This window comes from Streptomyces sp. CY-1, assembly GCF_047218265.1.
GTDB classification, from domain to species: Bacteria; Actinomycetota; Actinomycetes; order Streptomycetales; family Streptomycetaceae; genus Streptomyces; species Streptomyces niphimycinicus.
The window spans coordinates 3,102,573-3,115,816 of sequence record NZ_CP178393.1; the positions used below are offsets into that span (position 1 = coordinate 3,102,573).

At 72.0% G+C, this 13,244-nt stretch carries 13 protein-coding genes; 9 read left to right on the forward strand and 4 right to left on the reverse strand.

The annotated features are described in order from the left end of the window. Nucleotides 1–41 precede the first annotated feature (41 nt). From ACK1X7_RS13335 to cobC, 3 genes are all read left to right on the forward strand, one after another. Nucleotides 42–464, forward strand: a complete 423-nt coding sequence (locus tag ACK1X7_RS13335; RefSeq protein WP_385146188.1) for a cobalamin biosynthesis protein — start codon at nt 42–44, stop codon at nt 462–464. Between the two features lie 72 nt (nt 465–536). Next, complete coding sequence (locus ACK1X7_RS13340; RefSeq protein WP_385146186.1) at nt 537–1,373, forward strand: sirohydrochlorin chelatase; 837 nt, start codon at nt 537–539, stop codon at nt 1,371–1,373. Then, nucleotides 1,363–2,478 (forward strand): Rv2231c family pyridoxal phosphate-dependent protein CobC, encoded by a 1,116-nt coding sequence (gene cobC, locus ACK1X7_RS13345; protein WP_390793006.1) that lies wholly within the window; start codon nt 1,363–1,365, stop codon nt 2,476–2,478. Before ACK1X7_RS13340 ends, cobC begins: the two co-directional genes overlap by 11 nt. A 192-nt stretch (nt 2,479–2,670) precedes the next feature. On the opposite strand, the gene ACK1X7_RS13350 is transcribed toward cobC, so the two are convergent. Further along, a complete protein-coding gene (locus ACK1X7_RS13350) occupies nt 2,671–3,567 on the reverse strand; it encodes an SCO1860 family LAETG-anchored protein (RefSeq protein WP_385116360.1) in 897 nt (298 codons plus the stop codon). 272 nt (nt 3,568–3,839) lie between these two features. Continuing rightward, nucleotides 3,840–4,949 (reverse strand): amidohydrolase family protein, encoded by a 1,110-nt coding sequence (locus ACK1X7_RS13355; protein WP_385146182.1) that lies wholly within the window; start codon nt 4,947–4,949, stop codon nt 3,840–3,842. 136 nt (nt 4,950–5,085) lie between these two features. Here ACK1X7_RS13355 and ACK1X7_RS13360 point away from each other — a divergent pair, with 136 nt between their 5' ends. From ACK1X7_RS13360 to thpD, 6 genes are all read left to right on the forward strand, one after another. Next, nucleotides 5,086–5,856 carry a SigE family RNA polymerase sigma factor gene (locus ACK1X7_RS13360; protein ID WP_398159285.1) on the forward strand — a complete coding sequence of 257 codons (771 nt, stop codon included), beginning with the start codon at nt 5,086–5,088 and terminating at the stop codon, nt 5,854–5,856. Then, nucleotides 5,856–6,683, forward strand: coding sequence for a hypothetical protein (locus tag ACK1X7_RS13365; RefSeq protein ID WP_385146178.1), 828 nt, complete (start codon nt 5,856–5,858; stop codon nt 6,681–6,683). Before ACK1X7_RS13360 ends, ACK1X7_RS13365 begins: the two co-directional genes overlap by 1 nt. Before the next feature lie 319 nt (nt 6,684–7,002). After that, nucleotides 7,003–7,563: a diaminobutyrate acetyltransferase gene (ectA, locus tag ACK1X7_RS13370; RefSeq protein WP_093460852.1), complete on the forward strand. Its 561-nt coding sequence runs from the start codon at nt 7,003–7,005 to the stop codon at nt 7,561–7,563. Between the two features lie 65 nt (nt 7,564–7,628). Then, entirely contained in the window at nt 7,629–8,891 is a 1,263-nt protein-coding gene (gene ectB / locus ACK1X7_RS13375; protein ID WP_385146176.1) for a diaminobutyrate--2-oxoglutarate transaminase, read from the forward strand. A 40-nt stretch (nt 8,892–8,931) separates the two neighbouring features. Beyond that, a complete protein-coding gene (locus ACK1X7_RS13380; protein WP_361505265.1) occupies nt 8,932–9,336 on the forward strand; it encodes an ectoine synthase in 405 nt (134 codons plus the stop codon). Between the two features lie 4 nt (nt 9,337–9,340). Then, entirely contained in the window at nt 9,341–10,228 is an 888-nt protein-coding gene (thpD, locus tag ACK1X7_RS13385) for an ectoine hydroxylase (protein WP_137965247.1), read from the forward strand. A 125-nt stretch (nt 10,229–10,353) separates the two neighbouring features. On the opposite strand, the gene ACK1X7_RS13390 is transcribed toward thpD, so the two are convergent. Further along, nucleotides 10,354–11,400: an aminotransferase class V-fold PLP-dependent enzyme gene (locus tag ACK1X7_RS13390; protein ID WP_390793037.1), complete on the reverse strand. Its 1,047-nt coding sequence runs from the start codon at nt 11,398–11,400 to the stop codon at nt 10,354–10,356. Between the two features lie 236 nt (nt 11,401–11,636). Continuing rightward, nucleotides 11,637–13,172, reverse strand: a complete 1,536-nt coding sequence (locus ACK1X7_RS13395) for an aldehyde dehydrogenase (NADP(+)) (RefSeq protein ID WP_398159286.1) — start codon at nt 13,170–13,172, stop codon at nt 11,637–11,639. Nucleotides 13,173–13,244: the final 72 nt, after the last annotated feature.

Here is a 13,244-nt window from a genome sequence, read left to right on the forward strand (position 1 = left end):
CCGGGGCACCGCTTGTCGTCGGGGTCGGGGCCGGCCGGGGTGTGTCCGTCGACGAGGTGATCGGGCTGGTCGAGACGGTCCTGACGGAGGCGGGCCTTTCACCAGGCGGCGTGGCCGAGTTGGCGACCGTGGAGGCCAAGGCCGGGGAGGCCGGACTGCTGATGGCGGCCGAGCGGCTGGGGGTGCCCCTGCGCGGATATCCGGCGGCGGCGCTGGCCGCGGTGGAGGTGCCGAACCCGTCCGCGGCCGCCCTCGCGGCCATGGGCACGGCCGCCGTCGCCGAGGCCGCCGCGCTGCTGGCCGCCGGTCCTGGCGCCGAACTGCTCGTCGCCAAGCGGAAGTCCGCGCCGCACGGCCGCCCCGGTATGGCCACCTGCGCCGTCGCTCGCCGCCCGGCGGCGGTCAAATCCGGGCAGGACGGGCAGCGAAGACCTGCCGTCGACCATCCCGACGCAGGTCAGTAACGTCTCAGGGCGGAACAGCCCGCCGCCCCCTGCTGACCGTGACACCCGCACCACCTGCACCAAGGAGACCTCGTGACGACCCCGCCCGCCCTGCTCCTCGCAGGCATCGGCACGCGAGACGAAAGGCATGCCACCGCCTTTCACGCATTCGTAAGGGAGTTGGCCGAACGCCACCCGGATCTGCCCGTGGCGGGTGGCCTCACCGGACCGGGCAGCCACCCGCTGTCCGGTGCGGTCACCCGGCTCGTCGGCGAGGGAGTGAGCCGCTTCGCGGTCGTCCCGCTGACGCTGATCCCGGCCGCTCCCCCAAGAGACGGCATCGCGGCCGCACTGGCCCAGGAGGCGGAGCGCCATGCCGACGCCTCGTTCGCCTCCGCCCGGCCGCTCGGCCCGCACCGCACGCTGCTGAGCGTGCTGGAGCGGCGGCTCGACGAGGCGCTGGGCAGCCGGCCCCGGCTGCCCTCGGACCGCGCGGAGACCACCGTGCTGCTGGTGGGCGACGGTTCGCCGCTCCCCGAGGCCAACGCCGAGGTGCACCGCGCCGCCCGGCTGCTGTGGGAGGGCCGTGGCTTCGCGGGCGTCGAGGTGGCCTTCTCCTCGCTCGCCGCACCGGATGTGGCCTCGGGCCTGGACCGCTGCGCCAGGCTGGGGGCCAGTCGGGTCGTGGTGCTGCCGTACTTCCTGTTCGCCGGTGACACCCTGGAGCGGGTGCGGCAGCAGGCGGAGGGCTGGGGGCTCGCCCACCCCGAGGTGGAGGTGGTCTCCGCCGATGTCATCGGCCCGGCAAAGGAGTTGGCCGACCTCGTCCTGGAGCGCTATGAGGAGGTGGCCGACACCGCCGGGCGTGCCGGGTTCGGCGATGAGGCCCATGCCTTCGCGCATCCCGATACCCACGCCGATGTCCACTGACCCATCGGCGGGCCTGCCCACGAGCGGGTCCGCCGCCCCGGCCGCCGATGGCGCCTGCGCCGGGTTCGATCTGCGGCATCACGGGGACGCGGAGGTGCGGGGCGCCGATGCCGACCTGACGGACCTCGCGGTCAATGTCCGGGCCGGTACGCCTCCGGACTGGCTCAAGGCCCGTATCGCCGCCTCCCTCGAGGGGCTGGCCGCCTATCCGGACGGGCGGGCGGCGCGGGAGGCGGTCGCCGCGTGCCATGGGCTTCCGGTCGGCCGGGTGCTGTTGACGGCGGGCGCGGCGGAGGCGTTCGTCCTGCTCGCCCGCGCCATCGCGGCCCGGCGGCCGGTGGTGGTGCATCCGCAGTTCACCGAACCGGAGGCGGCGCTGCGGGACGCCGGGCACACCGTGGAGCGTGTGCTCCTCGATGCGCGGAACGGCTTCCAACTGGCCCCGGACGCGGTGCCGGAGGACGCCGATCTGGTGGTGATCGGCAACCCCACCAACCCCACATCCGTGCTCCACCCGGCCGATGCCCTGGCCGGTCTCGCCCGGCCGGGACGGACCCTGGTGGTGGACGAGGCGTTCATGGACGCCGTCCCGGACGAGCGCGAGTCGCTGGCGGCCCGCACCGATGTGCCCGGGCTCGTGGTGCTGCGCAGCCTCACCAAGACCTGGGGGCTCGCGGGGCTGCGGATCGGCTATGTGCTGGCGGAGCCGGACACCATCACGGCGCTGGAGCGGGTCCAGCCGCTGTGGCCGGTGTCCAGCCCGGCCCTGACGGCGGCCGAGGCATGCTGCGCCCCGCCCGCCCTCGCCGAGGCCGCGCGGGCCGCCGACCGTACGGCCGCCGACCGGGCCCATCTGGCCGACCGGCTGGCCGAGTTGGCGGAGGTGCGGGTGTGCGGCCCGGCGGCCGGACCCTTTCTGCTGATCCATCTGCCGGGCGCGGCGGCGATCCGCACCCGGCTGCGCGAGCTGGGCTTCGCGGTCCGCCGCGGTGACACGTTCCCGGGCCTGGGCCCGAACTGGCTCCGCATCGCCGTCCGCGACCGCGCCACGACGGACCGCTTCGTCATCGCCCTGGCGAAGGCCATCGCCGAATCGGCCGCCTGACTACGCGGTCCCACCGCCCCGCCTGACCGCGTACCGCGCGGAGTGGCGCGCGGTCACCTACAGCTTGCCCGAGCCCGGGGCCCACTACGGCACCCCGGGCGCCCGTCCCCAGGTCCGGCGCCCGAGCCGTTGGGTACGGCACGGGCACCGGACCCAATGGGCCAGGCCAGGTCATCCGTCAGGCGTCAGCCGTCAGCCCGCGTCGCCGCCGGCGCCGGCGCGCCGGCGGCGGGCCAGGACGACGGCTCCGCCGCCCGCGGCGAGCAGCAGTACGGCGCCGCCCACCAGATACGGCGTGGCCGAGCTGCCACCGGTCTCGGCCAGGTGCTCCGGCTTCGGCTCGGGCGTGGTCTGCGGGGCCACGCTCGGGCTGGGCTGAACCGCCGCGGCGACAGGCGCCTCGCAGGTTGCCCGGGCGAGGGTGACCTGACCCTCGACCTCGGAGACATTGAGCTTGAGCGGGTTCACCGAGACCTTCAGGTTGAGGGCCGTGGCCGCCGCCGTGCGCGAGGTGGTGGCCGTCCGTGACAGATCGAGCCGGACCTGGCCGAGCGCCGGCACATCCACCGTGGTGGTGCCGCTCGTGGCCAGGGTGACCTTCCTGCCGAGCACGCTGACGCTGCCGAGCAGGTTGGACTGGGCGGTCGGCCGCTTCCCGGCGGCGCATACCGCCTTCGAGGTCACCTGCTCGACCGAGATCAGCGGCACCCCGGCCAGACCGGGCACATGGACCTTGGCGTTGACGAGGTTGGAGTACCCCTCGGAGCGCTGCTTGTCCGTGGCGGCCCGGGCGGTGGCCACATCGGCCCGCAGCACACTGAACGGCCGGCCCCCGTCCACGCCGTCCAGGGTCGCGGTGAGCGCCGTCTTGCTGGCCGTCGCGGGTGCGTGCACCTCGTTGAGCACGACCGAGAGCGGAGCCGTGACGGTCTTGTTGAGCAGGGAGACATCGAGATCGGTGCGGAGCACGACCGCACCCGCCTTACCGGTGGTCGCACCGGTGTCGGCCTGCGCGGTCGCCGCGGGCAGCAGGCCCAGGACGGAGACCGCGGCAGCGGCAGTGGCGGCCGCCAGACGGCGGGTGGGCATGCCGAAGGAGGTGTTACTTGAACAGGACACGTGAGTTGACCCCCACAGGAGACATGGAGCCGCCGGCGCCTGCCGCGGGGGACTCCACGGGCGCCGACGGCCTCGACCACGCCATATTTGCGCACTGAGGGTAAACAGGCAGACACATGATGTCCGTTCATCCCAATGGGTGTGGTTCGCCGCCGCGTTCGAGCCACGTTCCCATCAGGAGCCCCCTCAGGACCCCCTGCCCCACACGTCCCCGCGCCCGATCGGCCCGCCCCCGCGCCCGGTCAGCCGACCACGCGGCCTCGCAGCACCACCCGCCGCGGCGTCGTCAGCACCCGCACATCGGCGCGCGGATCCGCGTCGTAGACGACGAGATCGGCGGAGGCCCCCTCGGTGAGCCCCGGCCGTCCCAGCCAGGTCCGCGCCCCCCACGTCGCCGCCGAGAGCGCGTCCCGCGCCGGGATGCCCGCCTTCACCAGCTCGGCCACCTCCTGCCCGACCAGTCCATGGGCCAGGCCGCCGCCCGCGTCGGTGCCGGTGTAGATCGGGATGCCCGCGTCGTAGGCCGCCCGCACCGTCTCGTACCGGCGCGCGTGCAGCCGCCGCATATGGTCGGCCCAGCGCGGGAACCTGACCTCGCCGCCCAGCGCCAGCCGGGGGAAGGTGGCGATGTTGACCAGGGTCGGGACGATCGCCACGCCCCGCTCGGCGAACAGCGGGATGGTCTCCTCGGTGAGCCCGGTGGCGTGCTCGACGCAGTCGATCCCCGCCTCGACCAGCGGCGCGAGGCTCTCCTCGGCGAAACAGTGCGCCGTGACCCGCGCGCCCAGCCGGTGCGCCTCCGCGATGGCCTCCTCGACCGCGCCACGCGGCCAGCAGGCGCCCAGGTCGCCGGTCTCCCGGTCGATCCAGTCGCCGACCAGCTTGACCCAGCCGTCGCCGCGCCGCGCCTCCGCGGCCACATAGGCGACCAGGTCCTCCGGCTCGATCTCATGCGCGTAGTTGCGGATGTAGCGCTTGGTGCGGGCGATATGGCGGCCGGCCCGGATGATGCGGGGCAGATCCTCGCGGTCGTCGATCCAGCGGGTGTCGGCCGGTGATCCGGCGTCCCGCAGCAGCAGCGCCCCGGCGTCGCGGTCGGTCAGGGCCTGTTTCTCGCTCGTCGAATCGTCCACCGCCCCATGGGCGTCGAGCCCGACATGGCAGTGGGCGTCGACCAGGCCGGGCAGCACCCAGCCCTCGACCAGCCGGATGTCCCTGGCCCCGGCCGGCCGCTCGAACGTGATCCTGCCGTCGACCACCCACAGCTCGTCCCGGACGTCCCCGGCAGCGTCGCCGGTGTCCGGTCCGACCAGGACCCGGCCCTTGATGTGGAGCACCGCGCTATCCCTCATACAAGGCACTGTACGAGACCGGGACAGGGCGTTGACCGGCCAATTCCCAGGAGCTGGAACGGCGCCACTCGAACAACATGCGCAGCGCTGCTACGCTCACGCAACCCACCGGAGGAGGGGCAGTGAGGAGGTCCTCGTGAACGCTCCCGCCGATGACGCGGCCGCCGCGGGCACCGCGCGAGCGCCCCACGCACCGGAGGACCCCGACGGCTTATCGGCCGACGCATTATCGGCCGACGCGCACACCGACCCACAGCCCAACCCGCGGCACCCCACCGACCCACAGGCCGAATTCCGGGACTTCTTCGAGCGGCACCACGCCGAACTGGCCCGCCTCGCCCATCTGTTGCTCGGCAGCTCCGACGGGGCGGACGACCTGGCGGCCGACGCGCTGGTGGCGGTCTGGCACCAGTGGGACCGGGTGCGGGCCGCCGACCACCCCGCCGCGTACGCCCGGGGCGTGGTCGCCAACCTGGCCCGCTCCCGGATCCGCAGTCTGGTGCGCGAGCGGCGGCGGGTGGCGCTCTTCTCCTCGCAGCGCTCCGACCATGTGGACGATCCGGATGTGTCCGCCGTGGTGGATGTGCAGGCCGCGCTGGTCCGGCTGCCGTTCCGCAAGCGCGCATGTGTGGTGCTGCGGCACGCCTTCGACCTCTCCGAGCGGGAGACGGCCCGTACGCTGGGCATTTCGGTGGGCACGGTCAAGAGCCAGACCTCCCGTGGAATCGCCGAGCTGGAGCGGCTGCTCGGCCCTGCGGACGGCGAGGGCGAGCTGCCCGGGGCGACGGAGGCCGAGCAGACGGTACGAACGCTCCGCTCCGGGAACAAGGGCCGCACAGGCCACCCAGGACCCGCTCGCCACTCGGGTCATATGGGCCACGCCGGGCATGCGGGAGGGGGCGGTTGATGATCGAGCATCGCGAGCGCCCCGAGGGCCGCGGTGTCGTCGCCGAGCTGCGTACGGCCGCCGCCTCCCATGAGCCGGACCGGATCCGGATGCTGGCCCGGGTCACGGCGGGCATAGCGGCCGACGACCGGGGCCGCGGCCGGAGCGCGCGGACGAGCCCGCGCCGGACCTGGCCGACCCGGCTGGTGGGCCCGGTCGCCGGGCTGGCCGCGGCGGTCGTGGCGACGGGGATCGCGGTGGTGGCCATGGACGGTGCCGAGCGGCCGCAGACGGTGCGCACCTCGAGCGAGCCTCCCGCGCCTCCGGCCGGTGCGGGCGCGGGCGCGGACAAGCGGCCCGGGGAGGAGCCGGGCGCCGGGTCGCAGAGCGATGCTGAGCGGCACACGCCGAGCGCCTTTCCCACCGCGGCCGGTCCAAACCATCTCGCCGAGCCGACCGTTCGCTCCAGGGGCGCCATCAACGCCCATTCCAATCCGTACTGGGCGCAGAGTGACATCACGCTCACCATCGGTAGGCCGCTGACCTCGCTGACGGTGGAGCTGCGGGTCGCGGACACCGGGGATGTGGTGTCCACCGGGTCCTGGAGTTCGCTGCCGACCGGCGATATGGCCACCGCCACCCGCATCGAGGACGGCGTGCTGGTCTATCGCTGGACGCTCCGGAAGGGCGCGACCGTACGCGCGGGCCGGTATGTCTTCGCGGGGCAGTACAACCACTCCGAGGGGGACCGGGACACCGGCCGGGACGCGTACTCGGCCTCGGGCAACGGCGCCTCCGGGGCCTTCGCGGTCCGCGGCGACTTCCCTCGGTTCACTGTGGGGGATTGAATTCATGGCGGCGTGGCCAGAAATTCTCCGCGTTTTTCCGCTACTGCTTCCACATTCGTCTGCCCGCCATTGCGATTCCTAAACAAAAAATTTTTCACGGGTTCCTGGTCCCGTAATTCAAGACGGTCATCGGCCGGTTACATATATGTGACGGACCACACAGGCGATCCGCTTTGCCCAAGTAACTCCCCTACAAATTACCGCCTTTCGGCCAACGGCCGCGCGCACGCGCGCTCCCGCGTGATAACACATCGACCCCCCTCCACGTAACCCCCCACCACGATGCATTTTCTGATTCTGCTGGGTAAATTGAATTTGCATGACCGCCGCACAAGCAGACCTAGTCCGTAGCGAATTGGATTTGCCGGAGGGCCTCACCCTCGACACACCGCGCGTCGAGGACGGAGCCGCGATCTGGCGAATCGCTCGCGACTCCAAAACCCTGGACCTCAACTCCTCCTACAGCTACCTCCTGTGGTGCCGCGACTTCGCCGCCACATCCGTTGTGGCGCGCGACGCCGACGGCGGACCGGTCGGCTTCATCACCGGTTACGTCCGGCCCGAGCGCCCCGAGACCCTCGTCGTCTGGCAGGTCGCCGTCGACCACGCCTGGCGTGGCCGCAAACTGGCCGCCACCCTGCTGGACGGGCTGGTCGCGCGGGTCGCCACGGCGGGCGTCCGCGGCATCGAGACGACGATCACCCCTGACAACACCGCCTCGAACCGGCTGTTCACCTCGTTCGCCGAACGGCACGAAGCGCCGCTCGAGCGCGAGGTGCTCTTCCACGGCGGCCTCTTCCCCGACGGTGGGCACGAGCCCGAGGTGCTCTACCGCATCGGTCCGCTCGGCCCGCTCGGGCCGCGCGCGGACCGGACCTGATCACACCCCGATCACCCCGATCCTCCCTCCTCACCCCCCTCACACCCCTCTCCCAGGAGAACGCTGTGACCATCACCCCGCCCGCCCTGAGCGTCTTCGAGGCCCTGGAGTCGGAGGTGCGCAGCTACTGCCGTGGCTGGCCCGCCGTCTTCGACCGTGCGCAGGGCAGCCACATGTTCGACGAGGACGGCCACACCTACCTCGACTTCTTCGCCGGAGCCGGGTCGCTCAACTACGGCCACAACAACCCGGTGCTGAAACGGGCGCTGATCGACTACATCGAGCGTGACGGCGTCACCCATGGCCTGGACATGTCCACCACGGCCAAGCGCGCGTTCCTGGAGTCGTTCCAGAACAACATCCTGCGCCCGCGCGATCTGCCCTACAAGGTCATGTTCCCGGGCCCGACCGGCACCAACGCCGTCGAGGCCGCGCTGAAGCTGGCCCGTAAGGTCAAGGGCCGCGAGTCCATCGTCTCGTTCACCAACGCCTTCCACGGCATGTCGCTGGGCTCGCTGGCCGTGACCGGCAACGCCTTCAAGCGCGCCGGTGCGGGCATCCCGCTGGTCCACGGCACCCCGATGCCGTTCGACAACTACTTCGACGGCACGGTCCCGGACTTCCTGTGGTTCGAGCGGCTGCTGGAGGACCAGGGTTCCGGCCTCAACCAGCCCGCCGCCGTGATCGTCGAGACCGTGCAGGGCGAGGGCGGTATCAACGTGGCCCGGCCCGAGTGGCTGCGCGCCCTGGCCGAGCTGTGCGAGCGCCAGGACATGCTGCTGATCGTCGACGACATCCAGATGGGCTGCGGCCGCACCGGCGCCTTCTTCTCCTTCGAGGAGGCGGGCATCACCCCGGACATCGTGACCGTGTCGAAGTCCATCAGCGGCTACGGCATGCCGATGTCGCTCGCACTCTTCAAGCCCGAGCTGGACATCTGGGAGCCCGGCGAGCACAACGGCACCTTCCGGGGCAACAACCCCGCCTTCGTCACCGCCGCCGCGACCCTGGACACCTACTGGGCCGACGGCCAGATGGAGAAGCAGACCCTGGCCCGCGGCGAGCAGGTCGAGCAGGCCCTGCGCGCCATCTGCGAGGAGCAGTCCGGCACCCACTTCCGCGGCCGTGGCCTGGTGTGGGGCCTGGAGTTCGAGGACAAGCCGCGCGCCTCGGCCGTTTGCAAGCGCGCCTTCGAGCTGGGGCTGCTGGTGGAGACCTCCGGCCCCGAGAGCGAGGTCGTCAAGCTGCTGCCCGCGCTGACCATCTCCCCCGATGACCTGGACGAGGGGCTGCGGACCCTCGCCCGCGCGGTCCGCGAGACCGCATAACCCTCCCGTACCGCAGAGAAGAGAAAGGCAAGAACTCACCGTGATCGTCCGATCCTTCAAGGACATCGAGGGCACCGAGAGGCATGTGAAGGCCAAGACCGGCACCTGGGAGAGCAAGCGCATCGTGCTCGCCCGTGAAGGCGTCGGCTTCTCGTTGCACGAGACCACCCTGTACGCGGGCACCGAGACCTCGATGTGGTACGCGAACCACATCGAGGCGGTGCTGTGCGTCGAGGGTGAGGCCGAGCTCACCAACGACGAGACCGGTGAGAAGCACTGGATCACGCCCGGCACCATGTATCTGCTGAACGGGCACGAGAAGCACACAATGCGCCCCAAAACGGACTTCCGGTGCGTCTGTGTATTCAACCCGCCGATCACGGGACGGGAGGACCATGATGAGAACGGCGTATACCCGCTGATCACCGAGACCGAGGAGGCATGATCCGATGACCGCGGTCACTGACCTGTACCCGACCCGTGGGGCCATGGAGGTCGCTACGCCGCGCGTGGACCCCGTGGTGTGGTCCGACCCCGGCGCCCCCGGGCCGCTGCAACCGTCCGAGCTCAGCGATTTCGATCGCGACGGCTTCCTGGCAATCGACGAGCTGATCACTCCGGACGAGGTCGCGGTCTACCGCGCCGAGCTGGACCGGCTGGTCGCCGACCCGGACGTGCGCGCCGACGAACGCTCGATCATCGAGCCGAAGTCGCAGGACGTACGGTCGGTGTTCGAGGTGCACCGGATCAGCGAGGTGTTCGCGAACCTGGTGCGCGACCCGCGAGTGGTGGGTCGCGCACGGCAGATCCTCGGCTCGGACGTCTACGTCCACCAGAGCCGGATCAACGTCAAACCCGGATTCGGCGCCTCGGGCTTCTACTGGCACTCGGACTTCGAGACCTGGCACGCCGAGGACGGGCTGCCGAACATGCGGACCGTGTCGGTCTCGATCGCGCTGACCGAGAACTACGACACCAACGGTGGCCTCATGATCATGCCGGGGTCGCACCGTACGTTCCTCGGCTGCTCGGGCGAGACGCCGAAGGACAACTACAAGAAGTCGCTCCAGATGCAGGACGCGGGCACCCCGTCCGACGAGGCGCTCACCGGTTTCGCCGACAAGCACGGCATCAAGTTGTTCACCGGCAAGGCCGGTTCGGCGACGTGGTTCGACTGCAACTGCATGCACGGCTCGGGCGACAACATCACGCCCTACTCGCGCAGCAACGTCTTCATCGTGTTCAACAGCGTGGAGAACACCGCGGTGGAGCCGTTCGCGGCACCGGTCCCCCGGCCGGAATTCATCGGGGCAAGGGACTTCACGCCCGTACGGTGATCACCGCCGTGCGCTGAGCTGACGTCCGTGATCTGAGGGAAGCCGGAGTGCCCCGGCTTCCCTCAGATTTTTTCCAGCCCCGCTCTATCCCCGCTCTATCCCCGTTCCGGTCCCGGGAGACCGCCTCAGCGGGACAACTCCTCCAGCAGCCGGTCCACATCGGCCGCCGTGTTGTACAGGTGGAAGGAGGCGCGGAGGTTGCCGGCCCGCGCCGAGACATGCACCTCCGCCTCCGCCAGCCGGGACGCGGCGTCCCCCAGCCCCGGTACGGAGACGATGGCCGAGCCGGGGGCGGCGACGGGCTGGTGGCCGAGCCCGGTGACCCCGGCCCGGAAGCGGTCGGCGAGCGCGCGGTCATGGGCGGCGATGGTCTCGGTGCCCAGCTCCTCGATCAGCGCGAGGGAGTGCCGGGCCGCCACGTAGGAGTACACGCTCGGGCTCTCGTCGAAGCGGCGGGCGGAGTGGGCGAGTTCGGCCACCGGTCCGTAGCAGCTCTCCCAGGGCTTCTCGCCCGCGACCCAGCCCGCGAAGACGGGGGTGAGCTCGCCGAGGTCCTCGGGGACGGTCAGGAACGCGGCCCCGCGCGGGCACATCAGCCACTTGTAGGCCACGCAGACCGTGTAGTCGGCCTCGTCGGCGTTCACCGGGAACCAGCCGGCCGCCTGGCTGGTGTCCACCAGGGTGCGGGCCCCGTGGGTCCGGGCCGCCTCCCCGATGGCGGCGAGATCGGCGATCCGCCCGTCCGCGGACTGGACCGCGGACACGGCCACCAGCGCCGTACCGGGCCGTACCGCCTCCGCGATCTCCTCCAGCGGCACGATGCGCAGCTTGAGGTCGCCGCGGACGGCGAAGGGGTTGACCAGGGAGCTGAAGTCGCCGTCGGCGACGATGACTTCGGCCCCGGGCGGCAGCGAGGTGGCGATCATCCCCGCGTAGACGGCGACCGAGCTGCCCGCCGCGACCCGCCGCGCCGGTACGCCGACGAGCCGGGCGTAGACGGCCCGGCTCTCCTCGACCGCCTCGAAGGCCACGTCGACGACGGGCCGTCCGGCGGCCGAGTCGTCGAGGACCGCCTTCACGGCGGCCGCGGAGCGTGCGGGGATCAGACCGCTGGACGCGGTGGTGAGATACGTCGTGTGTGGCGCGAATTCGGCGCCCGCCAGGCTCTCCATATCCATCAACTATGGAACGGGCTCACCCCGGCGTCCATCGCGATTCCCTGTCGGGTGCCTTCAAGGGAACCTTATGGATCCCCGCCGACCTGCGGCGATGCCCATGCCGGGCGGGGCGCCCGGGTGACCGCACCGGTGAATCGGCCGCCGGAACCGCGGGTCAGGTCCGCGGTTCCGGCGGCCGCGCCGTCGGTCCGGGCTTCAGCGGCGCTGCTCCCGGAGGTCGTTCCGGGGCTTCAGCCGCGCTGCTCCCGGATGCCGTTGATCCGCCGGGGCAGCTCCAGCGGGTTCTCGTCCCGCAGCTCCGGCGGCAGCAGGGCGGCCGGGGTGTCCTGATAGGCCACCGGCCGCAGCCAGCGCTCGATGGCGGTGCCGCCGACCGAGGTGGAGGTGGAGGTGGTGGCCGGGTAGGGGCCGCCGTGGTGCTGGGCCGGGGCGACGGCGACACCGGTCGGCCAGCCGTTGACCAGGACCCGTCCGGCCAGCGGGGTGAGCTCGGCGATCAGCGCACCGGCCCGGCCCTCGGTGCCCTCGCCCTCGGCGGCGGAGATCTGGACGGTGGCGGTGAGGTTGCCCGGGAGCCGGCCGAGCACCGCGCTGATCTCGTCGTCGCTCTCGTAGCGCGCCACGACCGTCACCGGGCCGAAGCACTCCTCCAGCAGCACATCGTGCGGGCCGTCCTCGGTGAGCCGCCGCGCCGGGACGGTCAGGAAGCCCGCGCTGACCGTGTGCTCGCCGCCGGAGCCGGGGGTGACCGGGGCCTCCACGTCCGCCAGCTCGGCGCGCTCCTTGACCCCGGCGACGAAGTTGTCCCGCATCCGGTGGTCGAGCAGAACGCCCGCGTCGGTGTTGCTGACCGCCTCGGTGAGGGACTTCACCAGGCCGTCGCCCGCCGGTCCCGCCGGGGCCAGCACAAAGCCGGGCTTGGTGCAGAACTGGCCCACGCCCAGCGTCATGGAGCCCGCGAGCCCCGCGCCGATCTGGTCGCCGCGCTCGGCGGCCGCGGCCTCGGTGACCACGACCGGGTTGAGGCTGCCCAGCTCGCCGTGGAAGGGGATCGGCACCGGCCGGGAGGCCGCCGCGTCGTGCAGGGCGCGGCCGCCGCGCACCGATCCGGTGAAGCCGGCGGCGGCGATCAGCGGATGCCCGACCAGCTCGATGCCCGCCTCGAAACCGTGCACCACCGCGATCACATCGGCGGGCACCCCGACCCGCTCGGCCGCGCGGCGCAGCGCGGCGGCGGCGACCTCGGAGGTGGCGGGGTGGTCGGGGTGGGCCTTGACGACGACCGGGCAGCCGGCGGCCAGGGCGCTCGCGGTGTCGCCGCCGGGCACGGAGAAGGCGAGCGGGAAGTTGCTGGCGGCGTAGACGGCGACGACGCCGAGCGGCAGCTTGTAGCGGCGCAGATCGGGCCAGGGCGGGGTCTGGGTGGCGTCGGCGTGGTCGATACGGACGTCGAGGAAGGCGCCCTCGTCCACGATGGTCGCAAAAGCCCGCAGTTGGTAGGTGGTGCGGGCGAGTTCGCCGGTGAGCCGGGCGGGGCCGAGCGCGGTCTCCGCGTCGGCGGCCTCGACCAACTGGTCGCGGGCCTCGTCGAGGAGGTCGGCGGCGGTGCGCAGCAGGGCGGCGCGCACCGTACGGTCGGCCAGGGAGCCGCGGGCGGCGTGGGCCGCGCGCACCACGCGATCGACCTCCTCCGCCGTGGCTTCGACCGCTACCTGCTCCCGCTGCTTTCCGGTTCGGGGGTCGACGCTCCACACTGGTGCTGACACCGCGGATTCCTCCTGCTGTGGTGTTACCGCTGCTTGCGTCCCACACATCGACGGTGTTCGATATGCTGAACG